The 26,169-nt window shown below is 39.3% G+C and carries 39 protein-coding genes; 38 read left to right on the top strand and 1 reads right to left on the bottom strand.

The window, feature by feature from the left end:
• The first annotated feature begins 100 nt into the window (after window positions 1–100).
• The 4 genes from B2O97_RS10965 (at window position 101) to B2O97_RS10950 (ending at window position 5,033) form a co-directional block, all read left to right on the top strand.
• Window positions 101–1,366: a DUF2264 domain-containing protein gene (locus B2O97_RS10965; protein ID WP_112373927.1), complete on the top strand. Its 1,266-nt coding sequence runs from the start codon at window positions 101–103 to the stop codon at window positions 1,364–1,366.
• Between the two features lie 41 nt (window positions 1,367–1,407).
• A complete protein-coding gene (locus B2O97_RS10960) occupies window positions 1,408–2,682 on the top strand; it encodes a glycoside hydrolase family 88 protein (protein ID WP_286767387.1) in 1,275 nt (424 codons plus the stop codon).
• A gap of 591 nt (window positions 2,683–3,273) precedes the next feature.
• Complete coding sequence (locus B2O97_RS10955; RefSeq protein WP_286767386.1) at window positions 3,274–3,738, top strand: hypothetical protein; 465 nt, start codon at window positions 3,274–3,276, stop codon at window positions 3,736–3,738.
• A gap of 341 nt (window positions 3,739–4,079) precedes the next feature.
• Window positions 4,080–5,033 carry a helix-turn-helix transcriptional regulator gene (locus B2O97_RS10950; protein ID WP_286767385.1) on the top strand — a complete coding sequence of 318 codons (954 nt, stop codon included), beginning with the start codon at window positions 4,080–4,082 and terminating at the stop codon, window positions 5,031–5,033.
• 149 nt (window positions 5,034–5,182) lie between these two features.
• Here B2O97_RS10950 and B2O97_RS10945 read toward each other — a convergent pair whose 3' ends face one another.
• Complete coding sequence (locus tag B2O97_RS10945) at window positions 5,183–5,653, bottom strand: DinB family protein (RefSeq protein ID WP_115047041.1); 471 nt, start codon at window positions 5,651–5,653, stop codon at window positions 5,183–5,185.
• Window positions 5,654–5,987: 334 nt separating this feature from the next.
• On the opposite strand from B2O97_RS10945, the gene rplC reads away from it, so the two are divergent.
• The 34 genes from rplC (at window position 5,988) to B2O97_RS10775 (ending at window position 26,151) form a co-directional block, all read left to right on the top strand.
• Window positions 5,988–6,605: a 50S ribosomal protein L3 gene (gene rplC, locus B2O97_RS10940; RefSeq protein WP_104385215.1), complete on the top strand. Its 618-nt coding sequence runs from the start codon at window positions 5,988–5,990 to the stop codon at window positions 6,603–6,605.
• 5 nt (window positions 6,606–6,610) lie between these two features.
• On the top strand, window positions 6,611–7,240 hold the full coding sequence (rplD, locus tag B2O97_RS10935) for a 50S ribosomal protein L4 (protein WP_046674865.1): 630 nt from the start codon (window positions 6,611–6,613) through the stop codon (window positions 7,238–7,240).
• 1 nt (window position 7,241) lies between these two features.
• Window positions 7,242–7,532 carry a 50S ribosomal protein L23 gene (gene rplW / locus B2O97_RS10930; RefSeq protein ID WP_046674866.1) on the top strand — a complete coding sequence of 97 codons (291 nt, stop codon included), beginning with the start codon at window positions 7,242–7,244 and terminating at the stop codon, window positions 7,530–7,532.
• A 6-nt stretch (window positions 7,533–7,538) separates the two neighbouring features.
• A complete protein-coding gene (gene rplB, locus B2O97_RS10925; RefSeq protein ID WP_046674867.1) occupies window positions 7,539–8,366 on the top strand; it encodes a 50S ribosomal protein L2 in 828 nt (275 codons plus the stop codon).
• Entirely contained in the window at window positions 8,366–8,632 is a 267-nt protein-coding gene (rpsS, locus tag B2O97_RS10920; RefSeq protein WP_002997495.1) for a 30S ribosomal protein S19, read from the top strand. Before rplB ends, rpsS begins: the two co-directional genes overlap by 1 nt.
• Before the next feature lie 6 nt (window positions 8,633–8,638).
• Window positions 8,639–9,073 (top strand): 50S ribosomal protein L22, encoded by a 435-nt coding sequence (gene rplV, locus B2O97_RS10915; protein WP_046674868.1) that lies wholly within the window; start codon window positions 8,639–8,641, stop codon window positions 9,071–9,073.
• A gap of 11 nt (window positions 9,074–9,084) precedes the next feature.
• Window positions 9,085–9,879, top strand: a complete 795-nt coding sequence (gene rpsC / locus B2O97_RS10910) for a 30S ribosomal protein S3 (protein ID WP_046674869.1) — start codon at window positions 9,085–9,087, stop codon at window positions 9,877–9,879.
• 59 nt (window positions 9,880–9,938) lie between these two features.
• A complete protein-coding gene (gene rplP / locus B2O97_RS10905; protein WP_046674870.1) occupies window positions 9,939–10,361 on the top strand; it encodes a 50S ribosomal protein L16 in 423 nt (140 codons plus the stop codon).
• 92 nt (window positions 10,362–10,453) lie between these two features.
• On the top strand, window positions 10,454–10,672 hold the full coding sequence (rpmC, locus tag B2O97_RS10900; protein ID WP_046674871.1) for a 50S ribosomal protein L29: 219 nt from the start codon (window positions 10,454–10,456) through the stop codon (window positions 10,670–10,672).
• A 14-nt stretch (window positions 10,673–10,686) separates the two neighbouring features.
• Complete coding sequence (rpsQ, locus tag B2O97_RS10895) at window positions 10,687–10,941, top strand: 30S ribosomal protein S17 (RefSeq protein WP_046674872.1); 255 nt, start codon at window positions 10,687–10,689, stop codon at window positions 10,939–10,941.
• A 1-nt stretch (window position 10,942) separates the two neighbouring features.
• On the top strand, window positions 10,943–11,311 hold the full coding sequence (rplN, locus tag B2O97_RS10890; protein ID WP_046674873.1) for a 50S ribosomal protein L14: 369 nt from the start codon (window positions 10,943–10,945) through the stop codon (window positions 11,309–11,311).
• A gap of 2 nt (window positions 11,312–11,313) precedes the next feature.
• Window positions 11,314–11,658, top strand: a complete 345-nt coding sequence (gene rplX, locus B2O97_RS10885; protein ID WP_070570406.1) for a 50S ribosomal protein L24 — start codon at window positions 11,314–11,316, stop codon at window positions 11,656–11,658.
• Window positions 11,658–12,227 carry a 50S ribosomal protein L5 gene (gene rplE / locus B2O97_RS10880; protein ID WP_046674875.1) on the top strand — a complete coding sequence of 190 codons (570 nt, stop codon included), beginning with the start codon at window positions 11,658–11,660 and terminating at the stop codon, window positions 12,225–12,227. The genes rplX and rplE overlap by 1 nt, the downstream gene beginning before the upstream one ends.
• Window positions 12,220–12,489 carry a 30S ribosomal protein S14 gene (gene rpsN / locus B2O97_RS10875; RefSeq protein ID WP_028071569.1) on the top strand — a complete coding sequence of 90 codons (270 nt, stop codon included), beginning with the start codon at window positions 12,220–12,222 and terminating at the stop codon, window positions 12,487–12,489. Before rplE ends, rpsN begins: the two co-directional genes overlap by 8 nt.
• Before the next feature lie 136 nt (window positions 12,490–12,625).
• Entirely contained in the window at window positions 12,626–13,027 is a 402-nt protein-coding gene (gene rpsH / locus B2O97_RS10870) for a 30S ribosomal protein S8 (protein WP_223584601.1), read from the top strand.
• A 21-nt stretch (window positions 13,028–13,048) separates the two neighbouring features.
• The gene (gene rplF / locus B2O97_RS10865; protein WP_088160090.1) at window positions 13,049–13,603 is read left to right on the top strand and encodes a 50S ribosomal protein L6; all 555 of its coding nucleotides are present in this window, start codon (window positions 13,049–13,051) and stop codon (window positions 13,601–13,603) included.
• Window positions 13,600–13,962, top strand: coding sequence for a 50S ribosomal protein L18 (rplR, locus tag B2O97_RS10860; protein WP_172462327.1), 363 nt, complete (start codon window positions 13,600–13,602; stop codon window positions 13,960–13,962). Before rplF ends, rplR begins: the two co-directional genes overlap by 4 nt.
• Window positions 13,963–13,974: 12 nt before the next feature.
• Window positions 13,975–14,493 carry a 30S ribosomal protein S5 gene (gene rpsE, locus B2O97_RS10855; protein ID WP_112373920.1) on the top strand — a complete coding sequence of 173 codons (519 nt, stop codon included), beginning with the start codon at window positions 13,975–13,977 and terminating at the stop codon, window positions 14,491–14,493.
• Between the two features lie 5 nt (window positions 14,494–14,498).
• Entirely contained in the window at window positions 14,499–14,678 is a 180-nt protein-coding gene (rpmD, locus tag B2O97_RS10850) for a 50S ribosomal protein L30 (protein WP_046674880.1), read from the top strand.
• 119 nt (window positions 14,679–14,797) lie between these two features.
• On the top strand, window positions 14,798–15,244 hold the full coding sequence (gene rplO, locus B2O97_RS10845; RefSeq protein WP_046674881.1) for a 50S ribosomal protein L15: 447 nt from the start codon (window positions 14,798–14,800) through the stop codon (window positions 15,242–15,244).
• Window positions 15,245–15,247: 3 nt separating this feature from the next.
• Complete coding sequence (secY, locus tag B2O97_RS10840) at window positions 15,248–16,585, top strand: preprotein translocase subunit SecY (RefSeq protein WP_046674882.1); 1,338 nt, start codon at window positions 15,248–15,250, stop codon at window positions 16,583–16,585.
• 9 nt (window positions 16,586–16,594) lie between these two features.
• On the top strand, window positions 16,595–17,377 hold the full coding sequence (map, locus tag B2O97_RS10835) for a type I methionyl aminopeptidase (protein ID WP_046674883.1): 783 nt from the start codon (window positions 16,595–16,597) through the stop codon (window positions 17,375–17,377).
• 74 nt (window positions 17,378–17,451) lie between these two features.
• Window positions 17,452–17,670 carry a translation initiation factor IF-1 gene (gene infA, locus B2O97_RS10830; RefSeq protein ID WP_002997456.1) on the top strand — a complete coding sequence of 73 codons (219 nt, stop codon included), beginning with the start codon at window positions 17,452–17,454 and terminating at the stop codon, window positions 17,668–17,670.
• 45 nt (window positions 17,671–17,715) lie between these two features.
• Window positions 17,716–17,832, top strand: a complete 117-nt coding sequence (gene ykgO / locus B2O97_RS10825; protein WP_013665024.1) for a type B 50S ribosomal protein L36 — start codon at window positions 17,716–17,718, stop codon at window positions 17,830–17,832.
• Window positions 17,833–17,862: 30 nt separating this feature from the next.
• Window positions 17,863–18,240 (top strand): 30S ribosomal protein S13, encoded by a 378-nt coding sequence (gene rpsM / locus B2O97_RS10820; RefSeq protein ID WP_286767384.1) that lies wholly within the window; start codon window positions 17,863–17,865, stop codon window positions 18,238–18,240.
• 10 nt (window positions 18,241–18,250) lie between these two features.
• Window positions 18,251–18,640 carry a 30S ribosomal protein S11 gene (gene rpsK, locus B2O97_RS10815; RefSeq protein ID WP_046674885.1) on the top strand — a complete coding sequence of 130 codons (390 nt, stop codon included), beginning with the start codon at window positions 18,251–18,253 and terminating at the stop codon, window positions 18,638–18,640.
• Window positions 18,641–18,700: 60 nt separating this feature from the next.
• A complete protein-coding gene (gene rpsD, locus B2O97_RS10810) occupies window positions 18,701–19,309 on the top strand; it encodes a 30S ribosomal protein S4 (protein ID WP_046674886.1) in 609 nt (202 codons plus the stop codon).
• A gap of 96 nt (window positions 19,310–19,405) precedes the next feature.
• Window positions 19,406–20,398, top strand: a complete 993-nt coding sequence (locus tag B2O97_RS10805; protein WP_046674887.1) for a DNA-directed RNA polymerase subunit alpha — start codon at window positions 19,406–19,408, stop codon at window positions 20,396–20,398.
• Between the two features lie 108 nt (window positions 20,399–20,506).
• Window positions 20,507–21,010: a 50S ribosomal protein L17 gene (gene rplQ, locus B2O97_RS10800; protein WP_070570394.1), complete on the top strand. Its 504-nt coding sequence runs from the start codon at window positions 20,507–20,509 to the stop codon at window positions 21,008–21,010.
• 157 nt (window positions 21,011–21,167) lie between these two features.
• Window positions 21,168–22,313 (top strand): aspartate aminotransferase family protein, encoded by a 1,146-nt coding sequence (locus B2O97_RS10795; RefSeq protein WP_115047043.1) that lies wholly within the window; start codon window positions 21,168–21,170, stop codon window positions 22,311–22,313.
• A 138-nt stretch (window positions 22,314–22,451) separates the two neighbouring features.
• Complete coding sequence (locus B2O97_RS10790) at window positions 22,452–23,414, top strand: acetylornithine carbamoyltransferase (RefSeq protein ID WP_286767383.1); 963 nt, start codon at window positions 22,452–22,454, stop codon at window positions 23,412–23,414.
• 51 nt (window positions 23,415–23,465) lie between these two features.
• Window positions 23,466–24,263, top strand: a complete 798-nt coding sequence (gene argB, locus B2O97_RS10785) for an acetylglutamate kinase (RefSeq protein WP_115047047.1) — start codon at window positions 23,466–23,468, stop codon at window positions 24,261–24,263.
• Window positions 24,264–24,290: 27 nt separating this feature from the next.
• Window positions 24,291–25,097 (top strand): pyrroline-5-carboxylate reductase, encoded by an 807-nt coding sequence (gene proC, locus B2O97_RS10780; RefSeq protein WP_286754814.1) that lies wholly within the window; start codon window positions 24,291–24,293, stop codon window positions 25,095–25,097.
• Entirely contained in the window at window positions 25,087–26,151 is a 1,065-nt protein-coding gene (locus B2O97_RS10775; RefSeq protein ID WP_286767382.1) for a M20 family metallo-hydrolase, read from the top strand. Before proC ends, B2O97_RS10775 begins: the two co-directional genes overlap by 11 nt.
• Window positions 26,152–26,169 lie beyond the last annotated feature (18 nt).

Below are 26,169 nucleotides of genomic sequence, written 5' to 3'. Positions count from 1 at the left end.
CGATTGATTTATTTAGGTTTGTTTTTTTAGGTTAAATTAAAGATTTTTAATGTTTTGTGCAGCATTATCAAGCTCACATTAATTTATAAACCATTATCGAATGAAGAGAAGATTCCTATTAAAATTGTTAGGCGGAGCTGGAGTTGGCGCATTAACTGCGTCTCTACCAATAAAAGCAGAGGCAAGCAGTTTGGACAATAAGACAAGCGTTAACGAAAACGATCGCGCCTATTGGGTATCTGTCTTACATAAGATGGCTGCTCCAATATTAGGTAATATCAGCAAGCAGCAGTGGCGTAAAAATATGCCGATGGAGGTGAGCCCGACTTTTGATAGTAGGGACCCTGGAGTCGGATACCTAGAAGCGTTTGGACGTTTGCTGGCAGGAATGGCACCCTGGTTGGCATTACCGGATGACGTCACTGAGGAAGGAAAATTGCGAAAAAAATTACGCGATCAAGCATTACTCGGTATACAGTATGGTGTAGATCCTAAATCACCGGATTATTTTACCTGGCGAGGTCCGTCGTCTCAAACACTCGTAGATGCAGCACATCTTGCGCTGGCTTTTCTGAGAGCTCCAAAAGCTTTATGGGAACCATTGGACCCAATTACAAAGAAAAGAGTGGTCGAAGAGTTTAAACTGCTGCGTAAGATTAAGCCGAATGAGAGCAATTGGCTGCTGTTTGCTGCAATGACAGAAACATTTCTTTACAGCATAGGTGAGGAATGTGCGCGAGAAAAGATCGATTATGCCGTCAATAAATTTGATCAGGAATGGTATGTGGGAGATGGCTGGTATAGCGATGGCGCCCATTTTAGTTTTGATCACTACAACGGGTACGTAATCCATTGCATGCAGGTTGAGTCGCTGCGTCATAATATCCCAGCGGGTGGAAAATACAAAGAGATGTATGAGCGGGCATACAAACGGATGCAGCGTTATGCGCATCATTTGGAACGCATGATTTCCCCAGAAGGCCATTATGTTGTCGTTGGCCGTTCATCAACTTATAAGAATGCTGCTTTTCAGCCGCTAGCAACAGTTGCTCTAGAAAATAAGTTGCCCGAAGACATCTCGAAGGGTCAGGTCAGGGCAGCGTTGACGACTATACTTCGACATATTTATATTGACAAAACCTTTGCGCCATCTGGATGGCTACGTATGGGCGTGGTGGGTGATAAACAATCCAATCTCGCAGATTATTATACAAATGCAGGTTCAATGTATGTAGCTTCCTTGTCGTTTTTGCCATTAGGACTACCAGCAAACGACGAGTTCTGGACCTGTGCTCCACAACCATGGACCTCCCAAAAATGCTGGAATGCTGAGCAATTTCCCAAAGACTATTATGTAAGTTATTAAACGAAAAAGAATAAAAAGCAAAAGATTAAGGATTGGATAAAATGAAGATACAACACTATATTACGGGAGCTTTAATGATCGGGCTAGGAATGCAGGGAATTTCCTGTTCCAGTCAGCGAAACCTAGGAGCAGTGAAATTGGGACTTGACAAAGAATTTGTTCGCACAAATTTGGAAGATGCACATAAACAAATCGCCTACCTTGCCGCATCGATCAATGAATCGGATATGCCGACGACGTATAAAGATGGTAAATATGTGAATTGGGGTTCAAGTTGGTGGTGCTCGGGCTTTTATCCCGGTACAGTGTTATACTTATACGAGTATACCAAGGATGAAAAACTTTTGACGGAAGCAAAAAGCAAATTAAAAGAACTCGAGAAGGAAAAGAACAACAAGGGAACACATGATTTGGGCTTTATGTTGTACTGCAGCTTTGGGAATGCGTTACGCTTGACGGGAGATTCGGCTGCATATAAGGAAATTTTAAGTACTGGAGCAGCCTCGTTGGCAACACGCTTTCACGAAGCACCCAAAACTATCCGTTCATGGGACGGTGGAAAAAACTGGGATGGGCAGCCTTGGACCTATCCGGTAATCATCGACAATATGATGAACCTGGAGTTTTTGACGGAAGTTTCCAAGATGACAGGTGATAAGCGCTATCGTGATATCGCTATAACGCATGCAAATACAACAATGGTCAATCACTATCGAAAAGATTATAGTTCCTATCATGTCGTGGATTACAATCCAAAAGATGGACGTTTTATTTCGAGAAAGACTGCCCAAGGTGCTTTTGACGAGTCTGCATGGGCTAGGGGACAGTCTTGGGGACTTTATGGTTATACGATGATGTACCGTGAGACCGGCGACAAGAAATATTTGGAGCAAGCGCGGCATATTGCGCAGTTTTATCTGAATCATCCCAACCTTCCAAAAGATCTAATTCCCTATTGGGATATGGACCAAAACAAGCTTACACCGGACAGTAAATATTATAGCCAAAAAGATCTTCGCGATGTGTCGACAGCTTCAGTAACGGCCTCGGCTTTGCTGGAATTGGCACAATACACAACAGGTAGTGAAAGCCAGCTCTATATTTCAAAGGCCGAGCAGATGTTGCGGTCTTTATCATCTAAACCCTACAAAGCAGATTATAAAGAAGCAGGGGGATATATCTTGAAACATAGCGTCGGTTCTATTCCACATAAAACAGAGGTAGATGTGCCTTTAACCTATGCCGATTACTATTATGTAGAAGCATTGGTGCGGTATAATCGATTGCTTGATGGCGAGAAAGTGATTAAACAATAGGCGATAAGGGACCTTTAAACTGTTCCTAAAATGAGTGTTGTTTTAGGGACAGTTTTAGCCGTTCGTGCACCCGGAAAAATGCCGTTCCAACCAACCCCATATTTTCATTGGATCATCTCCTGTTATAATAGTCGCGATAGACACATCATATTTAGCGAGATCTGTCACTCGAATTGTCAGATCTATACCGCTCCGTTTATAAGTTACCAATAGCATAAATCTAATAAAGAATGAAAAGAACAAAGTAAAGTCAGATTTATTGAAATTGCACTGATTAGTGTTTTTTTTAGAGGTCGGTAAGTTTTTGTATTTCAAACTAGTACACTTTGGTTAAGTAATCATTTGGACGGATTTATAGATAGTAAACCTATTTTTTTACGGAAGATTTTTTAATGCGATGCGCCATGGATTTTTCGACCATAATTATTAACGATGAGGCATCATTCGCTAAGGATTGAGAAACTTTAGTCAATTTATCTAAAAGAAAGGAGGTCACTTATGATTTAGTTAAGGCAGAAGCCAATTGTTGATAAGCTATATCTCAAAAAAAGCTTATTGAAATAGTCAATTATTTATAAACACTTTTGAATTATGTTAAAAAAATCATTTATAATAGCCTTTGCGTTATTTATTGTCACCGGTTTGTTCGTTCAAGCTAGAGATTTGAGTGTACCAGCTATAAAACTATCTAATAAACGAAATGTAATTTCTACAGAAAACGTTGGTGAAAAAAAAAATACCAAAACGAATATTAAAACACTAAGTAGCACATTCGACTTTTATGTGTATAACTTTAGTAATTCCCCTATTTATTTGACCTTTAGTGGGAATTTTCCAGGAGGAACCACACAGCATGTTGTAGTCCCTGCGAATACGCTTTCCTATCCCGTTAATATTCAAAGTGGAAATTATGATATTTATGCAAGTTGCCCTAGTTGGTTAACAATGTGGTATGCGATGAGTTGCGGTCATTCGGGCTCCGGACAATATTACACTTTCGAAAATGTCTATTTGAGCGATACTGGCTGTACATCATTAGATGTCGGAAGCAATTAAGATACACATAATAATTAATGTTGCTGTCTCAATGTCTTCATTGGGGCAGCTATTTTAAGGAAGCAGGGGGCTATATCTTGAAACATAGCGTCGGTTCTATCCCATATAAAACAGAGGTGGAGGTGCCTTTTTGATTAGTACAGATTTTAAATAAATATTATCCGTAGATAAATCGGATATTATACGCTTTCATCCGAATGAGGTCCCTATTAAGTCCGTATAAAGTCCCTATTAACTCCCTGTTATTTAATAAAATCCTATTAATTTATTGTTTTCCTTAACAGGAGTGCTCAAACTTAACTTTTGTAGCGTTAAAGCCTAGATTTTGTATCTTTATCCCTATGACCGATATCCAGAAGAGATTTGACCGTATACTCGCTATTTATATGCATCTGCAAGCTAAACCTGTTGTGACAGCTGCAGCGTTGGCAGAACGATATGAAGTGAGTCAGCGTACCATATATAGAGATATTCGTTCCCTGATGCAGGCAGGGGTACCTATTTATGGTGAAGCGGGAAGCGGTTATTCTTTGGTGGAGGGATATAAGATGCCACCTTTGCAATTTACAAGGGAAGAGGCATTGAGTTTTGTCGCAGCAGAGAAATTAGTTGAAAAATATACAGACCGGAATCTTGCTCATCATTTTACCACGGCATTGCTGAAAATGAAAGCTATATTACGGGGCAACGAAAAAGAACAGGTAGCCTTAGTTGGGGATAACTTTCTGGTGCGCGGTGGGCGTCATCAATTCAATGAGAAGCTAACCCATGGCACCAATATTCTGATCGAAAGCATCGCAGCAAAGAAATGTGTGGAAATCTATTATTCCAAACCTTCCGATAAAACTCCAGAAAGGCGTGAAATCGAAGCTGTGGGTATTTTTGTGGAGAGCAAGTTTTGGTATGTACTTGCTTTTTGTAGATTGCGACAAGATTATAGGCAATTCCGCTTGGATAGGATAAACAATATTAGAATACTTGCTGAAGATTTTGGAAAAGAGCATCCCGAACTATCTTTCTTTCTGAGTAAGCGGCATCAAGTGCCGACAACCAAAGTGGTGGTGCAAGTGGATAAAGAAATGGCTAGGTATATGGAGTGGGATCGTCACTATTTTGGTTTCCAAGAAGAAATTGTAACCGATAACTATGTGGAAATGCATTTTGACTGCATGAATATGGAGAATGGGTTTGCGCGCTGGTATCTGATGTTTGCGGATAAAGGTCGCATAATTGAACCCGAATCGCTAAAAGATGTTGTCAGAGGTTTGCTTTCATCTGCTTTGGAGCAAGTTTAGCTGTAAATGAAGTAATCAGGATTCTTTACTATGGTAAAGGAAAAACTTGTTCGGCGGAAAGGGAGGATGCCGAACAAGTTAAACTGTAAATTGTACTAAAAAGTTTTTGATCCATGTCAGGAGAAAACTTCCGTTGTCTGTATCAGTTATTAACCCCTTTCCCAAAAAAATGGTGGTTGGATACCCAGTAAGCGTAAATAGACAAAAGCTTGACCACGATGGTGGATCTCGTTGTCAATAAAATAAAATATGCTATGGATAATGGGGGATTTGTATTGTCCAAATAAATTGAACTCTTCGGCAAAACGTTCTTCTGGAATTTGATTGAACAGTTCACTGATCTGAGGAGTAGCTTCATCCCAAGCCTGCAGTAATTGTGCTTTGGTCGAATAACTGAGATTCTCGTTGAGTTTGCCACTTTTGTTGTTGACAATTTCCTGGAGACCTGGAACAGCAATACCCAGTAGCTCCTTAATCATATCTGCAAAAGTGCGCATGCCTTCTACCTTGTAATTGAACAATCCTTCTTCTGGAAATTTTTCAATAGTCTGTCTTGTTAGGTTTCTATGGCCTAGCCAATGTTGAAGTAGCTCGTTCTTCGAAATGATTTCTGTTTTCATGATTTTTGTATTTAAAATTTTAGTAAGCGATACATCACCTGACGTGTTGTATGACAGTTCAAAATTAGCGCAACTTATGACAGCTGTATGGCAGTATGGATTTGGGTGCTAATTTTATTTTTTTTGGGGCATTATTCGATGTAAGGAATCTTGAAAGGACAAATCGTAAAAATAGGGGAGTGGTTTTAAAAGAAGTAGAAAATAAAAAAAAATAATTCACTAATTATTTGACAGTTATAAAAATGTTTGTAACTTTGCAGTCCCTTAAAGGGAATAGTATGTCTTGAGCGAAGCCCTACTGCTTCGAAGGACTTTTAATTAATTAATTTACAACATGTCAGGTATTATTGGAAAAAAAGTAGGAATGACGAGCCTGTTTAACGCTGATGGGAAAAATATTCCTTGTACAGTGATTCAGGCCGGGCCGTGCGTGGTTACGCAGATACGTACGGAAGAAAAGGATGGCTACTCGGCAATTCAACTTGGTTTCGACGAAGCTAAGGAGAAAAACACGACAGCTCCTTTGAAAGGGCACTTTGCGAAAGCAAACACAACGCCTAAGCGTAAGTTGGTAGAGTTTAAAACTTTCCCAGATGCAAAACAACTTGGTGACGTAGTTGACGTTACACTTTTCGAGGAAGGCGAATTCGTAGATGTAGTTGGTACTTCAAAAGGTAAAGGTTTCCAAGGTGTAATGAAACGTCATGGATTTGGTGGTGTAGGTGGTGCGACTCACGGTCAGCACAACAGATTACGTGCTCCAGGTTCATTAGGTGCTTCATCATGGCCTTCACGCGTATTCAAAGGTATGCGCATGGCTGGTCGTACAGGTGGTGACAGAGTTAAAGTTCAAAACTTACAGGTGTTGAAAGTTTACGCTGAGCAAAACCTTATCGTTGTTAGTGGTTCCATTCCAGGAGCTAAAGGTTCTTATGTAATCGTAGACAAATAGTAGAGATGGAAGTTAAAGTTTTAAATTTATCAGGTAAAGAAACGGGTGCCAAGGTGCAACTTCCTGAGTCGGTATTTGGGTTAGAGCCTAACGATCATGCGATCTATTTGGATGTGAAACAATACTTAGCGAACCAACGCCAAGGAACTCACAAATCTAAACAACGTAACGAAATCGCGGGTTCTACTCGTAAATTACACAAACAAAAAGGTACTGGTGGTGCTCGTGCGGGTTCTATCAAATCTCCATTGTTTAATGGTGGTGGTCGTGTATTCGGTCCTCAACCTCGTGACTACTCGTTCAAATTGAACAAAAAATTGAAACAAGTAGCACGTAAATCAGCGTTATCTTACAAAGCAAAAGATAATAACATTGTGGTATTGGATGAAGTAAAATTCGATGCTATCAAAACTAAAAACTATGTTGCTTTAATAAATGCGTTGAACGTAGCTGATGAGAAAACATTGTTGGTATTACCAGCTTACGATGAGATTGTTTATAAATCAAGCAGAAACTTGAAAAAAGCAAAAGTTATTGTTGCAGCTGATTTAAATACATATGATGTATTGAACGCAACAAAATTATTGTTGACTACAGATTCTGTTAAAACTTTGGAGGAAGCATTAGCTAAGTAATATGGAAATTATTAAAAAACCTATCTTGACTGAGAAAGCTTCTTTGTTAACGGAAAAATTAAACCGTTACGCTTTCAAAGTAGATCACAGAGCAAACAAAATCCAGATTAAAGCAGCTGTTGAGGCTATGTTTGGTGTTACAGTTCTTGCTGTAAACACTGCAGTAGTAGCTGGTAAAGCAAAAAGCCGTTACACAAAAGCAGGTTTCGTATCTGGTAGAGCTCCTAAGTATAAAAAGGCTGTCATTACGATTAAAGACGGCGAAACTATTGACTTTTACAGTACTATATAATACAAAATGGCAGTTAAAAGATTCAAACCGGTAACCCCTGGTACTCGTTTTAGAGTAGGCGCTGACTACTCTGATGTTACTACAAACGTTCCTGAAAAATCGTTAGTAGTAAAAATCAACAAGAAATCAGGCGGTCGTAATAACTCCGGTAAAATGACTATGCGTTATCTCGGTGGGGGACATAAAAAAGTATACCGATTAATTGATTTCAAACGCGATAAAAAAGATATCCCTGCAAAAGTAGCTACTATCGAGTACGATCCAAATCGTACTGCTCGTATTGCCTTGTTGCATTACGCTGATGGTGAAAAACGTTACATCCTTGCTCCAGCTGGTTTAGTAGTTGGTCAAACTGTAATCGCAGGTGATAAAGTTGCCCCAGAAGTTGGTAATACATTACCATTAGCAAACATTCCATTGGGTTCTATCATCCACAACATTGAATTAAATCCTGGTCAAGGTGGTTCAATTGCTCGTTCGGCTGGTACTTATGCTCAATTGTCTGCTCGTGATGGTAAATATGCCATCATCAAATTGCCTTCGAGCGAAACACGTATGATCTTATTGACTTGTGTTGCTACAATTGGTTCAGTATCGAACCATGAAAGATCTAACCAAGTGTTAGGTAAAGCAGGTCGCAAACGTTGGTTAGGTCGTCGTCCAAGAGTTCGTGGTGTTGCGATGAACCCAGTAGATCACCCTATGGGTGGTGGTGAAGGCCGTACTTCAGGAGGTCACCCACGCTCACGTACAGGTGTATTAGCTAAAGGCTTCAAAACACGTTACAAGAAGAAAACATCGAATCGTTACATCATTGAGAGAAGGAAAAAATAATGGCTCGTTCAATTAAAAAAGGTCCTTATATCGATCACAACTTAGAAAGAAAAGTTCTTTCTATGAATGAAACTAACAAAAAGTCAGTTATCAAAACATGGTCTCGTAGATCAATGATTTCACCTGATTTTGTTGGCCATACCTTCGCAGTGCACAACGGGAATAAATTTATCCCTGTTTATGTAACAGAGAATATGGTAGGTCACAAGCTTGGTGAATTCGCGCCTACGCGTACATTCAGAGGCCACGCAGAAAAGAAAAAATAATAGGTAATGGAAGCAACAAAAAAACTTAAAAAGTCTGTCTTAATTAGACAACGTAAAGAGCAAGAGAAAGCTCAACAAGGAGGAGCTTCGGATGCCAAATTATTGAACTGCCCGACTTCGCCTCGTAAGATGCGTTTGGTGGTAGACTTAATTCGCGGTCAACGTGTTGAAAATGCAATTTACATTTTGAAACACTCAAGTAAAGAAGCTGCTGCTCGTGTAGAAAAATTATTATTATCTGCAATCAAAAACTGGGAAGCCAAAAACGAAGGTAAATCAGTGGAAGAAAGCGAACTATATGTAAAAGAAGTATCAGTAGGTGGTGGTCGTCAATTGAAAAGATTGCGTCCGGCTCCTCAAGGTCGCGGATACAGAGTTCGTAAACGTTCAAATCACGTTACGTTGGTAGTTGATAGCAAATTAAACGTTGAACAAAACTAATTTATTGAGAAATGGGACAAAAAGCAAATCCAATAGGTAGCAGATTAGGAATCATCAAAGGTTGGGATTCTAACTGGTTCGGAGGTAAAAACTATTCCGATAAATTAGTTGAAGACGAAAAAATCAGAAAATATCTTTCTGTTCGTATTGCAAAAGGTGGTGTAGCTAAAGTTGTTATCGAAAGAACTTTAAAACGTATCACTGTTACAATTCACACTGCTCGTCCAGGTATCGTTATCGGTAAAGGTGGTCAAGAAGTTGACAAGATCAAAGAAGAGTTGAAAAAACTGACTAAAAAGGATGTTCAAATCAACATTTTCGAGATCAAACGCCCTGAGTTAGATGCTAAGTTAGTAGCTGAAGGTGTCGCTAAACAATTAGAGGCGCGTATTTCATTCCGTCGTGCAATGAAAACTTCAATCGCTTCTACCATGCGTATGGGTGCAGAAGGTATCAAAATCATGTGTTCTGGTCGTTTAGGTGGTGCTGAAATGGCGCGTACTGAACAATACAAAGAAGGAAGAACTCCTTTACACACATTGCGTGCTGATATCGACTACGCTTTAGCTGAAGCATTGACTACATACGGTAAAATTGGTATCAAAGTTTGGATCTGTAAAGGTGAGGTTTACGGTAAACGTGACTTATCTCCAAACATTGGTCAAGCATCTGGTGTAAAATCACGTGGCAACCACGAAGGTGGTGGCGAACGTCGTGACAACCGTAACAACAAAGGTGGTCGCGGTGGAAACAACCGTGGTGGAAACAACCGTGGTGGAAGCAACCGTGGTCCGAAAAAAGATTAATAGTTATTTAGATTACAACAAAAACCTGCTGAAAAAGCAGATTTAAAAAGTATACGAACATGTTACAGCCAAAAAGAACGAAGTTCAGAAAGATGCAGAAAGGCCGCATGAAAGGTAACGCTTCTCGTGGAGCGGAGTTAGCTTTCGGTTCTTTCGGTATCAAAACAATGGAGCAAGCATGGATCACTAGTCGTCAAATCGAGGCAGCTCGTATTGCGGTTACACGTTATATGAAACGTGAAGGTCAAGTTTGGATTCGTATTTTCCCTGACAAACCTGTTACGAAAAAACCTGCAGAGGTACGTATGGGTAAAGGTAAGGGTGCTCCAGAATACTGGGTTGCAGTAGTACGCCCAGGCCGTATGTTATTTGAAGCAGAAGGTGTGCCTTTGGAAATTGCCAAAGAAGCTTTACGCCTTGCAGCTCAAAAACTTCCGGTTCAAACTAAGTTTGTGATTCGTAGAGACTACGTTGAAGCATAAAAATCTTGGTAATGTCATCATTTAAGCGTTAGGGCCGTTACCCCTAACGCTATATATAAAGCGATGATAACCCAAATAACAACTGAAAAAACATGAAAAATTCAGAAATTTTAGAATTATCTAATGAGGACTTAAAAGCTCGTCTTGTAGAAGAGAAAACAGCCCTTACAAAATTGAAATTTGCACATGCTGTTTCAGCTATTGAGAACCCTAACGTGATCAAAGCAGCACGCAAAACTATCGCTCGTATCAGTACAGAGATCAGTGCACGCAAAGCTGCAGCTAAAAATGAAACAGCCTCTGAGGCGTAAAATTTAAAGTCGAAATGGAAAGAAATTTAAGAAAAACAAGAATCGGCTTAGTAGTTAGCAACAAGATGGACAAGTCTATCGTGGTATCAGTGGAACGTAAAGTGAAACACCCGATCTATGGTAAGTTCGTTAAAAAAACTACTAAATTTAAAGCTCATGACGAAACTAATACCTGCGGTATCGGCGATACGGTATTAATTATGGAAACTCGTCCGCTGAGTAAAACAAAAAACTGGAGATTAGTAGAAATTATAGAAAGAGCTAAATAACATGGTACAACAAGAATCAAGACTTAATGTAGCTGACAATAGCGGTGCTAAACAAGTTTTAGTAATCCGTGTATTGGGCGGTACGCGCAAGCGTTATGCATCAATCGGAGATAAGATTGTTGTATCGGTGAAAAGCGCTATGCCTTCAGGAAACGTGAAAAAAGGTTCCGTTTCTAAAGCAGTAGTGGTTAGAACGAAAAAGGAAATCCGTCGTAAAGATGGTTCATACATCCGTTTCGATGATAACGCCGCTGTATTATTAAATAATAATGATGAACCACGTGGTACACGTATCTTTGGCCCTGTTGCTAGAGAGTTGCGTGAGAAACAGTTCATGAAAATTGTATCATTAGCACCGGAGGTTTTATAATTATGGCACAGAAAACAAAAACAACTACGCACAAAATCAAAATTAAAAAAGGTGATTTAGTGAAAGTTATCGCTGGTAACTCTAAAGGTGTTCAAGGAAAAGTATTAACTGTTTTAGTGGATAAAAATAGAGCTATCGTTGAGGGCGCTAACATCGTAAAAAAACACACTAAACCAAGTGCAGCTAATCCTAATGGTGGTATCATTGAGAAAGAAGCTGGTATTCACATCTCTAATTTAGCTGTTATCGATCCTAAAACAGGTGCAACTACACGTGTAGGTCGTAAGTTAAATGCAGATGGTAAATTAGTTCGTTACGCTAAAAAATCAGGGGAGGAAATTAAATAATGACTTACGTACCAAGATTAAAAGTGAAATATGCGGAGGAAATCCGTAAAGCACTTCAAGAAAAATTTCAGTATAAAAGTATTATGCAGGTTCCTAAACTTGAGAAAATCGTTGTTTCACAAGGCGTAGGAGCTGCAACAGCTGACAAAAAATTAATCGATAACGCTATCGCTGAGTTGACTTTAATCACAGGTCAACAAGCCGTTGCTACAAAATCGAAAAAAGATATTTCAAACTTTAAATTACGTAAAGGTATGCCTGTAGGGGCACGTGTTACTTTACGTGACAACAATATGTTTGAGTTCTTGGACCGTTTGGTAGCAGTATCGCTTCCACGTATTCGTGACTTCCGCGGTATCAACGATAAAGGCTTTGACGGACGTGGTAACTATAACTTAGGTATCACTGAGCAAATCATTTTCCCTGAGATCAACATTGACAAAATCAACAAGATCCAAGGTATGGACATCACTTTCGTGACTTCTGCTCAAAATGATGTTGAGGCTTTAGAATTGTTGAAACAATTCGGTTTACCATTTAAAAATCAAAATACTAATAACAATGGCTAAAGAAGGATTAAAAGCACGCGAAGTAAAACGCGCTAAATTGGTAGCTAAATATGCGGCAAAACGTGCAGAATTAAAAGCTGCTGGCGATTACGTTGCATTAGATAAATTGCCTAAAAATGCTTCTCCAGTACGTTTACACAATCGTTGTAAATTGACTGGTCGTCCTAAAGGATATATGCGTCAATTCGGTATCTCTCGTGTAACATTCCGTGAGATGGCTTTAGATGGCAAAATCCCAGGGGTGAAAAAAGCTTCTTGGTAATTAAAAAAAAATACTTAATTTTGCCCGGGCAATTCAACTGAGGATTGCCGGGGTTTTTGCATTTTAAAATTGTTTAACAGATAGAAGGTCCCATACCAATGGTTGGGAGGGAAACCGCTGTCACAAATTTTCATATATAATGACTACAGATCCAATTGCGGATTACCTTACACGAGTAAGGAATGCCATCAAGGCCAACCACAGGGTTGTTGAAATTCCTGCATCGAACCTAAAAAAAGAGATCACTAAAGTTCTTTTTGACAAAGGTTACATTGCTAATTACAAATTCGATGAGAATGGCGTACAGGGTACGATCAAAATCGCATTGAAATATAATCCAATTAGCAAAATTCCGGCTATTCGTACGTTGACACGTGTGAGTAAACCTGGTTTAAGAAAGTATGCAAGCGTTGATACTATGCCTCGTGTTTTGAACGGTTTAGGTATTGCTATCTTGTCAACATCGAAAGGTGTAATGACAGATAAGGAAGCTAGACTTCAAAATGTTGGTGGTGAAGTTTTATGTTACGTTTATTAATCTAGGTAAAAGCACAAAGAAATGTCAAGAATTGGAAAAGCGCCTATCGCTATCCCTGCTGGGGTAACTGTTACTATTTCGGACAAAAACTTAGTTTCAGTAAAAGGTCCTAAAGGCGAATTAACACAACAAGTTGACCGTGACATCACGATTGCTCAAGAAGAGGGTAATATCGTTGTAACACGTCCAACTGATCAAAAGAAACACAAAGCATTACACGGTCTATACCGTTCCCTGTTGGCTAACATGGTTCACGGTGTGACTGAAGGTTACAAAACTACGCAAGAGTTAGTCGGTGTAGGTTACCGTGCTTCAAGTACTGGTAATGTATTAGAGTTAACTTTAGGTTTCTCTCACCAGATTGTTTTTGTATTGCCAAACGAGGTTAAAGTATCAACTACTGCTGACAAAGGTAAAAACCCTACAATCACTTTAGAGTGTGCTGACAAACAATTGATCGGTCAGGTAGCGGCTAAAATCCGTGGCTTCCGTAAACCAGAACCTTACAAAGGAAAAGGTGTCAAGTTTGCAGGTGAAGTATTGAGAAGAAAAGCAGGTAAATCAGCTAAAAAATAATAATCATGGCAGGACAAAAAGCATCTCGTAGAGAGAGAATCAAAAAAGGAATCAGAAAAAACCTTGCTGGAACGTCTGAACGTCCACGTTTATCGGTTTTTAGAAGTAACAAAGGTATCTATGCGCAAATCATTGATGACAATGCAGGCAAAACATTAGTTGCTGCATCTAGCTTGTCAAAAGAGTTTGTTGCATCTGGTAACAAGGTTGATCAATCTAAAGCTGTAGGTAAATTGGTGGCTGAAAAAGCATTAGCAGCAGGTATTAATAAAGTAGTTTTTGACCGTAATGGGTACTTATACCATGGCCGTATCAAATCTTTGGCTGAAGGTGCTCGCGAAGGCGGTTTAGACTTTTAATCATAGAAAGAAATGGCATTAAGCAATATAAAAAGAGTAAAATCAAGCGAAATTGAATTAAAAGATCGCTTAGTAAGTATCCAACGTGTAGCTAAAGTTACTAAAGGTGGTCGTACTTTCAGCTTCTCTGCAATTGTTGTAGTAGGTGATGAAAACGGTATCGTTGGTTACGGTTTAGGTAAAGCTAAAGAGGTAACTGAAGCAATCACGAAAGGTATCGATGACGCAAAGAAAAATTTGGTAAAAGTTCCTATTATCAAAGGTACTGTTCCGCACGCACAATATGGTAAATATTCTGGTGGTTCAGTTTTGATTAAACCAGCTGTAGGTGGTACAGGAGTTTTAGCAGGTGGTGCAATGCGTGCAGTATTGGAGTCTGCTGGTATCAAAGATGTATTGGCTAAATCATTAGGTTCTTCTAACCCACACAACGTGGTAAAAGCAACTGTAACTGCTTTAGCAGATATGCGTGATGCGTATACAGTAGCACAACACCGCGGTGTCGATTTGAATAAAGTATTTAACGGTTAATTATCATGGCAAAAATCAAAATCACCCAGATAAAGAGCGTTATCGACAGAAGCGAGCGCCAAAAGAAAACTATTGAGGCATTGGGTTTGAAAAGAATCAACCACTCAGTAGAAGTTGAAGCTACTCCATCAATTATTGGAATGGTACGTAAAGTAAACCATTTAGTAGCTATCGAAACTATTTAATATTAGCATATGGAAGAGGTCTTTGGGCTTCTTCCATTACTTGTTATTAATAATCATTATTTTTTAATCGCTAGTACCTGTTTAGTGAGAGCGAAGGGCTAGCACAATTTAGTTTAAAAATGAACTTAAGTAATTTAAAACCTGCAAAAGGTGCAGTAAAAAGTAGCAAACGTATTGGCCGTGGTACTGGTTCTGGTCGTGGTGGTACTTCAACACGTGGTCACAAAGGTGCTGGTTCTCGTTCAGGTCACTCTACGAAAATCGGTTTCGAAGGTGGTCAAATGCCTTTGCAACGTCGTGTGCCTAAATTTGGTTTCAAAAACATCAACCGTGTTGAGTATAATGGTGTAAACTTAGATACTTTACAAGCGTTGATCGAGAAATACAATTTAACAGCTGTAGATTTCGACGCATTGAAAGCTCATGGTTTAGTGTCTAAAAATGACAAAGTTAAAATCTTGGGTCGCGGTGAGTTGAAAGCTAAAGTTGAAGTAACAGCGCACGCGTTTACTGCTTCTGCTCAAAAAGCTATTGAAGCTGCAGGCGGTTCTATCGTTAAAATTTAATAAATGAAGAAACTAATCACAACCTTAACCAATATTTGGAAAATCGATGATTTACGTACGCGTATTCTAAATACCTTACTTTTTCTTTTGATTTACCGTATTGGATGTCACGTGGTATTACCAGGTGTAAATCCTCATGCTTTGGCTTCTGGTCAAAAAGAGGGTTTATTGGGCTTACTGGATATGTTTGCGGGAGGATCATTCTCTCGTTCGGCTATCTTTGCTTTAGGGGTAATGCCATATATCTCGGCATCCATTGTTGTTCAATTGCTGGGCATCGCGGTTCCTTACTTCCAAAAGATGCAGAAGGAAGGGGAAAGTGGTCGTCAAAAAATGAATCAAATTACTCGCTATTTAACTTTAGGGATTACTTTGCTTCAAGCTTTTGCTTATGTACGTACTCAAATCGAGCCAAGTGCTAAGACAATAGCTGACCCATTATTCACTATTCTGACTGCTATAGTTTTGACAGGCGGTACTTTATTTGTGATGTGGTTAGGAGAGAAAATTACGGATAAAGGTATCGGTAATGGTATTTCTTTGATCATCATGACTGGTATTATCGCTCAATTGCCAAGTGGTATCACTGCGGAATGGGTTTCTAGAATGGCGAAAGGTGGTGGTGGTCCAATTCCATTGTTGCTTGAATTTGTAGCTTTGTTCTTTGTTGTGATCTTTACGATCTTGATCGTACAAGGTGTTCGTAAGATCCCTGTACAATACGCGAAGAAAATCGTTGGAAACAAGCAAGTCGGTGGAGTACGTCAGTATATACCGTTAAAGGTAAATGCTGCAGGTGTAATGCCTATCATTTTTGCGCAGGCAATCATGTTTGTGCCAATGAGTTTAGGACAGTTCTTCCCAAATCTTCAGTCGGAATTTTTGACTTCGTTGAGTAACTATACTTCTGTTGCATACAACGTGACATTTGCGGTGTTAATTATCGCATTTACGTTTTTCTATACAGCGATTATGGTGAACCCACAACAGATGTCGGACGACATGAAGAAGAACGGAGGTTTTGTACCAGGTATTAAACCGGGATTGGAAACTAGTAATTTTATAGACCGCGTAATATCAAATATTACATTTCCAGGTGCAATTTTCTTAGCGATCATTGCTATTCTACCTGCTATTGCAAGTTTGTTTGGTATTAACAATCAATTTGCGCACTTCTACGGTGGTACGTCATTATTGATTTTAGTAGGTGTGGTGTTGGATACTTTGCAACAGATCGAATCTCATTTATTGATGCGTCATTACGATGGATTAATGAAAACAGGTCGTATTAAAGGTCGTTCGGCCGCGTCTGTTGAGGGAATGGATCATTCGGCAATTTAATTTCTTTAGATGTCTAAAGTATTTTATAAGTCAGCAGAAGATATAGAGCAATTGCGAAAGTCAGCAGATGTGCTTTCGCAATTGCTTGGTGAAATCGCAAAAGTGATTAAGCCTGGGGTAAAGACTATATCTCTTGATAAATTAGCTTATGAGTATATTCATGATAACGGCGGAACGCCTGCGTTCTTAAATTATCAGGGATTTCCATATTCTTTGTGTATATCTGTCAACGATCAAATTGTACACGGCTTTCCAAGTGATTATGAAATTAAAGATGGAGATCTTGTTTCGGTCGATGGTGGTGTCAATTTGAATGGTTTTATCAGTGATTCAGCATACACCTTTGGTGTAGGTGAAATATCTGAAGAAGCACAGTTGTTACTGGATGTAACAAAGGAATCATTGTACAAAGGTGTTGAACAGGCGGTGGCTGGTAAACGTGTTGGGGATATTTCTTCAGCTGTTCAGGAGTATGTGAGTAAATTCGGATTCGGAATTGTGCGCGAGCTGGTTGGACACGGAGTTGGTTATCACTTACATGAAAAACCTGAGGTTCCTAATTATGGAAAACGAGGTGCTGGTCCTAAATTGGAAGAAGGTTTGGTTATTTGTATCGAACCGATGATCAATGCAGGGCGTGCGGGTGTTCGTTTTTGGGATGATGGTTGGACAGTAAGTACAGTGGATGGGAAATTATCGGCGCACTTTGAACAGATGGTTGCAATCCGAAAAGGAGAACCAGATGTGTTGCTGACATTCGAACATGTAGAGAAAGTTTTGAACAAAAAGTAGTTGGTTTTCAATTATTTTTATTTATCTTTGCACTCCTGTTCGCAGGCTTTTAAATTAAATTTAATCGAGAATATATGGCTAAACAAGCCTCAATAGAACAAGACGGTATAATTAGAGAGGCACTTTCTAATGCTATGTTTAGGGTAGAGTTGGAAAATGGACATGAAATCATTGCCCATATTTCTGGTAAAATGCGCATGCACTATATCAAAATTTTACCTGGTGATAAAGTTAAATTGGAAATGTCTCCGTATGATTTGACTAAAGGAAGGATTACTTATCGCTATAAATAGCCGTAAGCCCTTGTATTAGCGCAAGCTTTTGAAAAAATAAATATCATGAAAGTAAGAGCATCAATAAAAAAACGTAGCGCGGACTGTAAGATCATCCGTCGTAAAGGTAAAGTTTTTGTAATCAACAAAAAGAACCCAAAGTTTAAACAACGTCAGGGTTAATTCATTAAAAAAATAATAGCTTAATATTATATGGCAAGGATAGCAGGTATTGATTTACCTAAAAACAAAAGAGGTGTGATCGGCCTTACCTATATTTTTGGTATCGGTCGTACAAGAGCTGAATATATCTTGGAAAAAGCTGGTATCAGCGAAGATGTGAAGGTACAAGAGTGGAATGATGATCAATTGGCAGCAATTCGTGCCATCATTAACGACGAATTGAAAGTTGAAGGTGCATTGCGTTCTGAAATTCAATTAAACATCAAACGTTTAATGGATATCGGTTGTTACCGTGGATTGCGTCACCGTAAACACTTACCAGTTCGTGGTCAACGTACTAAAAACAACTCACGTACTCGTAAAGGTAAACGTAAGACAGTTGCAAACAAGAAAAAAGCTACTAAATAATAAATAAGAAATGGCTAAAACTAAAAAAGCTGCAAAAAAGCGTATCGTTGTTATCGAACCTGTAGGTCAGGCTCACATTAACGCAACGTTTAACAATATCATTGTAACTTTGACGAATAATCAAGGTCAAACTATTTCTTGGTCTAGTGCTGGTAAAATGGGTTTCCGTGGTTCTAAAAAGAACACGCCATATGCTGCTGGTCAGGCTGCACAAGACTGTGGAAAAGTTGCTCACGATTTGGGTTTACGTAAAGTTGAAGTGTTTGTTAAAGGACCTGGTGCTGGTCGTGAATCGGCAATCAGAACATTGCAAACAGTAGGAATCGATGTGACTACTATCAAAGATATCACTCCACTTCCTCACAACGGTTGTCGTCCTCCAAAACGCAGAAGAGTTTAATTAATTTAAAGATAAGATTCATCGGCTATAGGCTGATAGATACTTTAATTGTAAAAGAAAATGGCTAGATATACAGGACCTAAGTCCAAAATTGCCCGTAAATTTAGAGAGCCGATCTTCGGCCCAGATAAAGCGTTAGAAAAGAAAAATTACCCTCCTGGACAACATGGAGCTTCTAAACGCAGAGGTAAACAATCTGAATATGCTATTCAGTTGTTAGAAAAACAAAAAGCAAAATACACTTACGGTGTATTGGAGCGTCAGTTCTCAAACTTATTTGTTAAAGCTGCCTCTAAACAAGGTATTACAGGTGAGATCTTCTTGAAATTGTTAGAAGCTCGCTTGGATAACGTAGTTTACCGCTTAGGTATCGCTACTTCTCGTGCCGCTGCTCGTCAGTTGGTATCCCACAAACACGTTACTGTTAACGGTGAAGTTGTTAACATTCCATCATATAGCTTGCGTCCAGGTGACGTTGTAGCAGTTCGTGAACGTTCTCAAACACTTGAAGCCATCACAAATTCAGTTGCAGGTCGTACTGTAAATAAATTTTCTTGGTTAGAGTGGAATGCGAAAGAATTGACAGGTACTTTCTTAAGCTATCCAGAAAGAGCTGACATTCCTGAAAACATTAAAGAGAACTTAATCGTTGAGTTATACTCTAAATAATAAATAAAATAGAAGAATGCATAGTCCAATTTTTGGGGTATGCATCTTCTATTGTATTACAATTATTATTACAAATAAAACATTAAAAGAAAATAAATGGCAATTTTAGCATTTCAAAGACCGGATAAAGTTATCATGCAAAAATCTACGGATTTTGATGGTACGTTTGAATTTCGTCCATTGGAGCCTGGTTTTGGTGTAACCATTGGTAATGCTTTGCGCCGTATTCTATTGTCCTCTTTAGAAGGATATGCAATTACGTCGATAAGGTTTTCTGGCGTTTCGCACGAATTTTCAACGATCAAAGGTGTTGTTGAAGACGTAACTGAAATTATCTTGAACTTGAAACAAATTCGTTTCAAAAAAACAGGTGAGATTGGCGACAACGAAAAGGTATTTGTAGTAATCAATGGTCAAGAACAATTCTTAGCTGGTGATATCACAAAATTCTCTAATAACTTTACGGTCTTGAACCCAGACATGGTAATCTGTAACATGGATAATTCAGTGACAATTGAATTGGAATTGAGTATTGCCAAAGGTCGTGGATACGTAAATGCTGATGAGAATAAAGTTGTGGATGCTCCAGTAGGTGTTATCGCAATCGATTCGATCTTTACTCCGATCAAGAATGTTAAATATACCATTGAGAATTACCGTGTAGAGCAAAAAACTGACTACGAGAAATTGTTGTTGGATATCTCTACTGATGGCTCAATTCACCCCGAAGAAGCTTTGAAAGAAGCTGCTAAGATCTTAATTCAACACTTTATTCTATTCTCTGATGAGAATATGCTTCTTGAGTCTCAAACGAAAGAAGAAACTAAAGTTGTTGATGAAGAAATCTTACATATGCGTAAGATTCTGAAAACAGAATTAGTAGATCTTGATCTTTCAGTTCGTGCATTGAACTGTTTGAAGGCTGCAGATATTCGCACATTGGCTGAGTTAGTAACTTATGACGTGGCTGATATGTTGAAATTCAGAAACTTCGGTAAAAAATCGTTAAGTGAAATCCAAGAATTGGTTAAATCAAAAGGTTTATCATTCGGAATGAACTTGGCGAAATACAAATTAGACGAAGAATAATAATTTATTAAGCGACCACTAGTCGTAATTCCTTTTGGCTGTCTGAATAGGTGATTTTCACCTATTTGAACTATACAAAAACGGTACGGTTAGTATAATAAAATCAAAATGAGACACGGAAAAAAAGTAAATCACTTAGGCCGTACGGATAGCCATAGAAAAGCAATGTTGGCTAACATGGCGACATCATTAATCCTACACAAACGTATTACAACTACTTTGGCTAAAGCTAAAGCGTTACGTACGTATGTTGAGCCTTTGATTACTAAATCTAAAAACGACACAACACACTCTCGTCGTACAGTATTCGCTTATTTGAAAGATAAAGACGCAGTTTCTATCTTATTCCGCGAAATTTCTGAAAAAGTAGCTAACCGTCCAGGTGGTTACACGCGTATCATCAAAATGGAAAACCGTTTAGGTGATAACGCAGAAATGGCTTTCATCGAACTAGTTGATTACAACGAAATCTACGGTAAAAAAGCTGCTGCTGCTGAGAAAAAAGCGACTCGTCGTCGTGGTGGTGCTAAAAAAGCTGCTACTGCCGAAACTGAAGCTCCTGCAGAAGTTAAAGCCGAAGTAGAAGGTGAAGAAAAAGTAGACGGAGAATAGTATTCTGCTGATCTAACATAAAAAAGTCCTCTTTTTAAGAGGACTTTTTTTATTTTATGACCATTCCTACCGTTATAACTAATATATTTGTATTGCTAAAATCTGATAGCTTTTTCTATTACAAGCTATTTCGTTTATCAATCTATAATTCATTAAGATGAAACCATTTGATGTTTATCCCATTAATCCCATTAACATAGTAAAAGCTAATGGATCAACGGTGTGGGATGCCGAAGGAAATGCTTACTTGGACTTGTATGGTGGCCACGCTGTGATATCGATCGGACACACGCACCCACATTATGTACAACGTATAACAGAGCAATTGAATCGCATTGCGTTCTATTCTAATTCTGTTGAAATTCCAATTCAGCGTGAACTTGCCCGATTGTTGGGGGAAGTGTCGGGAAAGGTTGATTATGATTTATTTCTTTGTAATTCGGGCGCAGAAGCGAATGAAAATGCATTGAAATTAGCTTCCTTTTATAACAAAAGAAAGAAGGTTATTGCATTTTCAAAAGCATTTCATGGACGCACATCATTAGCTGTTGCTGCAACAGACAATCCGAGTATCGTGGCTCCTGTAAACGAGACGGACAATATTGTTTTTCTTCCTTTTAATGATGAAGAGGCTTTAACCAGCGCTTTCGCATCTTATGGTGAGGAAATTTCATCCGTTATTGTAGAGAGTATTCAGGGAGTTGGCGGTATTCGGGAGGCTTCAGTTTCTTTTCTTCGTTTGATTCGGTCTCTTTGTGATCAATATAATGCAGTTTTCATTGCAGACGAAGTACAATGTGGCTACGGCAGGACGGGCTTATTCTACGCCCAGGATTATTCCGGCGTCGAAGCTGATATTTATACCATGGCAAAAGGTATGGGCAATGGGTTTCCAATCGGAGCAATAAGTATATCGCCTAAATTTAAAGCTACTTACGGCAGTTTGGGTACTACCTTCGGGGGGAATCATCTTGCATGCGCGGCAGCTTTGGCTGTTTTGGAGGTCATCCAACAAGATCAGCTTATGGAAAATGCTGCACAAGTCGGCACCTATCTTATCAATGAATTGAAGCAAATAGAGGAAATTATTGAAGTTAGAGGTAGGGGATTAATGATCGGTATCGAACTTCCAGCATCGTTGGGTCATGTGAAGAAGGATCTCTTGTTAAAGAACCGTATCTTTACGGGAGAGGCTAAGCCATTTGTGATTCGCTTATTACCTGCCCTGAATATGACGAAAGAGCATGCGGATCAGTTTTTATCTGCATTAAAGGAGCATGTAAAGGCCGTAACGGTTGCGTAAACCCCTAAATGCTGTCAAATTGGCCAATGGCTGTTTCAGCTTGTGGAAATTTGATTGCACTGTATTAGTTAAAATATATACTGAGTGTGACGCGCTTATTTATTGCCGTTGAAGATGCACTCGAATAAATAGATATAGATGAAAAAGTTTTTCTCTGTTAAGGATGTTTCCAGTGTAGCGGACGTTGTTCGAGAAGCGTTAAATTTGAAAGCTGCACCATATGACAATCAGGATCTTGGTCAACACAAAACGCTGGGACTTGTATTTTTGAATCCCAGTTTACGTACACGTTTGAGCACACAAAAAGCGGCGATGAATTTGGGCATGAATGTGATGGTTATGAATATGGATAAAGATGGTTGGGCTCTTGAAACACAGGATGGTGTTGTGATGAACGGGACAACTGTTGAACATATTCGTGAAGCCGCTGCTGTTATGGGCGAGTATTGTGATATTTTGGGACTTCGTTCCTTTCCAAAATTGAAAGATCGCGAAGAGGATTATAGTGAAGACTTATTCAACAAATTCATTAAATACTGTGGTGTTCCTGTTGTTTCCTTAGAAAGTGCAACGCGGCATCCGCTACAGAGTTTGACGGATATGATTACCATCACTGAGTATAAAAAGACCGAGAAACCAAAAGTGGTTTTGGCTTGGGCTCCGCATGTAAAGGCATTACCTCAAGCGGTACCTAATTCTTTTGCAGAATGGATGTGTAAAGCGCAAGAAGAGGGATTGGTTGATTTTACGATAGCTCAACCTATGGGCTATGAGTTAAGTGAAGAATTTACAGCCGGTGCAACCATATCTAATGATCTTGAAGAAAGTTTAAAGAATGCTGATTTTGTCTATGTGAAAAACTGGTCTTCTTATCAGGAATATGGCGAGGTATATGGTGTTGATGAAGATTGGATGATGGATAATAAGAAGCTGAAGCTGACAAATGATGCCAAAGTTATGCATTGCTTGCCAGTACGAAGAGATCTCGAATTATCTTCAGAAATTTTGGATGGGCCAAACTCACTCGTGATTAAAGAGGCCAGCAACCGTGTTTGGGCTGCTCAGGTTGTTTTGAAACGTATGTTAGAGGATTTGGTATAGTACAATCCTATTGATTTTTGAAAAACTATTTTTATTGGGAAAAGTTGCGTAATGGCTAATAGTGTATTAAATATTATTAAAATTGGCGGGAATATTATTGATGATGAACGCCAATTGGATTCTTTTTTAGAAAAGTTCTCCGCATTATCAGGGAAAAAGATTCTTGTACATGGTGGAGGTAAAATTGCAACTCGTTTGGCTAGTGAACTGGGCATCGAAGCCCAAATGGTAGAAGGGCGGCGTGTGACAAATGAGGAAATGTTACGCGTTGTAACAATGGTATACGCCGGATTGACAAACAAGACAATCGTTGCGAAGTTGCAAAATTTGAAATGTGATGCTGTCGGATTAACCGGAGCTGATGGGGATGTCATTAAAGCGATAAAGCGTCCTGTAAAAGATATCGATTATGGTTTTGTAGGTGATTTGTTACATGACTCTGTAAATACCTTGGCCATCAAAAAGTTTTTGGAAGCGGGTTTTGTTCCTGTGTTTTCAGCTATTACACATAATGGCCTTGGACAATTGCTCAATACCAACGCGGATACAATAGCTTCTTCATTGGCGGTGTCTTTGGCTTCATTATATGAAACTTCTTTGGTTTATTGTTTCGAGAAGAACGGCGTTTTACGGGATGTAACAGATGAGAATTCGGTAATCCCAACGATTAAGTCAGAAGAGTTTGAACATCTTAAGGAATCCGGCGTAGTGAACGACGGGATGATCCCTAAGTTGCAAAATGCATTCAATGCTATAAATAAAGGTGTTCAAGAGGTCTATATTGGAAATGCTAATAATTTGCATTTGTTTCAACAAGGACAATTTGGCACTTGCTTGACATTAAAATAAAAATCTAACCTAAACCCAACGATCGCTATGAAAAAGGTCACCATTATCGGAAGCGGTAATATCGGTCTTTCTTTGGCAAAAGGACTTGTAAAAAGTGAATTTGCCCATGCTGCCGATATTACCTTGACGAGGAGAAATTTGAATGCACTGGCCGAAGAAGCGCGCCAAGGCTTCTCAATAAGTAATGATAATAAACTCGCTGTAAAGGGGGCTGATATTGTTGTTTTCGCAATCCTACCTCAACAACTAAAAAAGGTATTGGTGGAAGTGGCTCCTGTAATTGAAAAGACCAATCAGATTTTTGTCTCTATTGTGTCGGGAGTTTCTTGTGCCGATTTAAAAGCAGAGTTGGGGGCAGATGCCACAGTGATACGAGCAATGCCTAATACGGCAATTGCAATAGCGCAATCAATGACGTGTATCGCCAGCGACAATGCTTCAGACGACAGTTTGAAGGAGGTTGAGAAAATGTTTGAAACTGTTGGTTCAGTCGTTGTTATTAATGAGGACCTAATGACATCGGCGACGGCATTGTGTGCTTGCGGTATTGCATTTTTCCTACGTGCGATCCGTGCTGCTTCACAAGGTGGAGTTGAAATCGGATTTCATGCGCATGATGCATTAAAGATGGCGGTTCAAACTGCAAAAGGCGCTGCTGATTTGTTATTGCACACCAATGCTCATCCAGAAGGAGAGATTGATAAGGTAACATCACCGAAGGGCTGTACAATAGCGGGATTGAACGAAATGGAACATAATGGTTTTAGTTCTGCTTTTATAAAAGGAATTAAACTATCTGCGGATAAAGCAGGAGGACTATACCATGAAGGATAAGCAGGGCTTATTTGAAGATGCTCTGGCCCTTTTAAAACAATTAATTGGACTATCGTCTTTAAGTAAAGAGGAAGAGTTCACAGCGGATTTAATTGTTCGCTTCTTTCAGGAGCGTGATATCAAAACACATCGAAAAGGCAATAATGTCTGGGTATATAACGCTCATTATGATAGCACCAGACCTACGATATTACTCAACTCCCATCACGATACAGTAAAACCAAATACAGGTTATACAAGAGATCCTTTGGCGGCGACTGTAGAGGAAGGTAAATTGTACGGATTGGGGAGCAACGATGCCGGAGGCTGTTTGGTATCATTGATAGCTACATTTTTGTATTTTTACCAGCAGACGGACTTGAAGTATAACTTCTGTCTTGTCGCTAGTGCCGAAGAAGAGATCTCAGGTAAGAACGGTGTAGAATCTGTTTTGGATGATATCGGTTCAATTGATTTTGCAATTGTGGGTGAACCTACCTTATTGGATTTGGCAATTGCAGAAAAGGGACTGATGGTGTTGGATTGTACAGCATTAGGGACAGCTGGACATGCCGCACGTAATGAGGGCGATAATGCAATCTACAAAGCGATTAGGGATATTGAATGGTTTCAAAATTATACGTTTGAAAGGACTTCGTCAACCTTAGGCCCGATTAAGATGTCGGTGACAGTAATTCAGGCGGGATCACAACATAATGTGGTACCGGCTACTTGTAACTTTGTTGTCGATGTCAGAACCACAGATGCTTATTCGAATGAAGAGACGTTGGATATTATCAAGTTTCATGTCAAATCAGAGGTCACAGCGAGATCAACGCGTCTGAAGTCTTCTTCCATTCCTGAAACCCATCCAATTGTCAAAGCAGGTGTTACACTGGGGCGTGCCGTCTATGGATCGCCGACGATGAGCGATCAGGCTCTTATTCCTGTCCCTTCTCTGAAGTTGGGACCTGGTGATAGCGCAAGGTCGCATATGGCGGATGAGTTTATCTATATCGATGAAATTAGAGCAGGGATCGATCTCTATATCGAAATGTTAGAACAGATAGTATAAAAAAAGAAGCTGTCTCAA

Origin of the sequence: Sphingobacterium sp. UBA865 (genome assembly GCF_002295765.1) — a bacterium.
Lineage (GTDB): Bacteria > Bacteroidota > Bacteroidia > Sphingobacteriales > Sphingobacteriaceae > Sphingobacterium > Sphingobacterium multivorum.
This window is presented reverse-complemented; position numbering and strand designations above follow the sequence as displayed.

What these genes read in the sequence shown, in the direction of transcription:
- B2O97_RS10965 (WP_112373927.1), top strand. Translation starts at nt 101, where the DNA reads ATGAAGAGAAGATTCCTATTAAAATTGTTAGGCGGAGCTGGAGTTGGC.
- B2O97_RS10960 (WP_286767387.1), top strand. Translation starts at nt 1,408, where the DNA reads ATGAAGATACAACACTATATTACGGGAGCTTTAATGATCGGGCTAGGA.
- B2O97_RS10955 (WP_286767386.1), top strand. Translation starts at nt 3,274, where the DNA reads ATGTTAAAAAAATCATTTATAATAGCCTTTGCGTTATTTATTGTCACC.
- B2O97_RS10950 (WP_286767385.1), top strand. Translation starts at nt 4,080, where the DNA reads ATGACCGATATCCAGAAGAGATTTGACCGTATACTCGCTATTTATATG.
- B2O97_RS10945 (WP_115047041.1), bottom strand. Translation starts at nt 5,653, where the DNA reads ATGAAAACAGAAATCATTTCGAAGAACGAGCTACTTCAACATTGGCTA.
- rplC (WP_104385215.1), top strand. Translation starts at nt 5,988, where the DNA reads ATGTCAGGTATTATTGGAAAAAAAGTAGGAATGACGAGCCTGTTTAAC.
- rplD (WP_046674865.1), top strand. Translation starts at nt 6,611, where the DNA reads ATGGAAGTTAAAGTTTTAAATTTATCAGGTAAAGAAACGGGTGCCAAG.
- rplW (WP_046674866.1), top strand. Translation starts at nt 7,242, where the DNA reads ATGGAAATTATTAAAAAACCTATCTTGACTGAGAAAGCTTCTTTGTTA.
- rplB (WP_046674867.1), top strand. Translation starts at nt 7,539, where the DNA reads ATGGCAGTTAAAAGATTCAAACCGGTAACCCCTGGTACTCGTTTTAGA.
- rpsS (WP_002997495.1), top strand. Translation starts at nt 8,366, where the DNA reads ATGGCTCGTTCAATTAAAAAAGGTCCTTATATCGATCACAACTTAGAA.
- rplV (WP_046674868.1), top strand. Translation starts at nt 8,639, where the DNA reads ATGGAAGCAACAAAAAAACTTAAAAAGTCTGTCTTAATTAGACAACGT.
- rpsC (WP_046674869.1), top strand. Translation starts at nt 9,085, where the DNA reads ATGGGACAAAAAGCAAATCCAATAGGTAGCAGATTAGGAATCATCAAA.
- rplP (WP_046674870.1), top strand. Translation starts at nt 9,939, where the DNA reads ATGTTACAGCCAAAAAGAACGAAGTTCAGAAAGATGCAGAAAGGCCGC.
- rpmC (WP_046674871.1), top strand. Translation starts at nt 10,454, where the DNA reads ATGAAAAATTCAGAAATTTTAGAATTATCTAATGAGGACTTAAAAGCT.
- rpsQ (WP_046674872.1), top strand. Translation starts at nt 10,687, where the DNA reads ATGGAAAGAAATTTAAGAAAAACAAGAATCGGCTTAGTAGTTAGCAAC.
- rplN (WP_046674873.1), top strand. Translation starts at nt 10,943, where the DNA reads ATGGTACAACAAGAATCAAGACTTAATGTAGCTGACAATAGCGGTGCT.
- rplX (WP_070570406.1), top strand. Translation starts at nt 11,314, where the DNA reads ATGGCACAGAAAACAAAAACAACTACGCACAAAATCAAAATTAAAAAA.
- rplE (WP_046674875.1), top strand. Translation starts at nt 11,658, where the DNA reads ATGACTTACGTACCAAGATTAAAAGTGAAATATGCGGAGGAAATCCGT.
- rpsN (WP_028071569.1), top strand. Translation starts at nt 12,220, where the DNA reads ATGGCTAAAGAAGGATTAAAAGCACGCGAAGTAAAACGCGCTAAATTG.
- rplF (WP_088160090.1), top strand. Translation starts at nt 13,049, where the DNA reads ATGTCAAGAATTGGAAAAGCGCCTATCGCTATCCCTGCTGGGGTAACT.
- rpsE (WP_112373920.1), top strand. Translation starts at nt 13,975, where the DNA reads ATGGCATTAAGCAATATAAAAAGAGTAAAATCAAGCGAAATTGAATTA.
- rpmD (WP_046674880.1), top strand. Translation starts at nt 14,499, where the DNA reads ATGGCAAAAATCAAAATCACCCAGATAAAGAGCGTTATCGACAGAAGC.
- rplO (WP_046674881.1), top strand. Translation starts at nt 14,798, where the DNA reads ATGAACTTAAGTAATTTAAAACCTGCAAAAGGTGCAGTAAAAAGTAGC.
- secY (WP_046674882.1), top strand. Translation starts at nt 15,248, where the DNA reads ATGAAGAAACTAATCACAACCTTAACCAATATTTGGAAAATCGATGAT.
- map (WP_046674883.1), top strand. Translation starts at nt 16,595, where the DNA reads ATGTCTAAAGTATTTTATAAGTCAGCAGAAGATATAGAGCAATTGCGA.
- infA (WP_002997456.1), top strand. Translation starts at nt 17,452, where the DNA reads ATGGCTAAACAAGCCTCAATAGAACAAGACGGTATAATTAGAGAGGCA.
- ykgO (WP_013665024.1), top strand. Translation starts at nt 17,716, where the DNA reads ATGAAAGTAAGAGCATCAATAAAAAAACGTAGCGCGGACTGTAAGATC.
- rpsM (WP_286767384.1), top strand. Translation starts at nt 17,863, where the DNA reads ATGGCAAGGATAGCAGGTATTGATTTACCTAAAAACAAAAGAGGTGTG.
- rpsK (WP_046674885.1), top strand. Translation starts at nt 18,251, where the DNA reads ATGGCTAAAACTAAAAAAGCTGCAAAAAAGCGTATCGTTGTTATCGAA.
- rpsD (WP_046674886.1), top strand. Translation starts at nt 18,701, where the DNA reads ATGGCTAGATATACAGGACCTAAGTCCAAAATTGCCCGTAAATTTAGA.
- B2O97_RS10805 (WP_046674887.1), top strand. Translation starts at nt 19,406, where the DNA reads ATGGCAATTTTAGCATTTCAAAGACCGGATAAAGTTATCATGCAAAAA.
- rplQ (WP_070570394.1), top strand. Translation starts at nt 20,507, where the DNA reads ATGAGACACGGAAAAAAAGTAAATCACTTAGGCCGTACGGATAGCCAT.
- B2O97_RS10795 (WP_115047043.1), top strand. Translation starts at nt 21,168, where the DNA reads ATGAAACCATTTGATGTTTATCCCATTAATCCCATTAACATAGTAAAA.
- B2O97_RS10790 (WP_286767383.1), top strand. Translation starts at nt 22,452, where the DNA reads ATGAAAAAGTTTTTCTCTGTTAAGGATGTTTCCAGTGTAGCGGACGTT.
- argB (WP_115047047.1), top strand. Translation starts at nt 23,466, where the DNA reads ATGGCTAATAGTGTATTAAATATTATTAAAATTGGCGGGAATATTATT.
- proC (WP_286754814.1), top strand. Translation starts at nt 24,291, where the DNA reads ATGAAAAAGGTCACCATTATCGGAAGCGGTAATATCGGTCTTTCTTTG.
- B2O97_RS10775 (WP_286767382.1), top strand. Translation starts at nt 25,087, where the DNA reads ATGAAGGATAAGCAGGGCTTATTTGAAGATGCTCTGGCCCTTTTAAAA.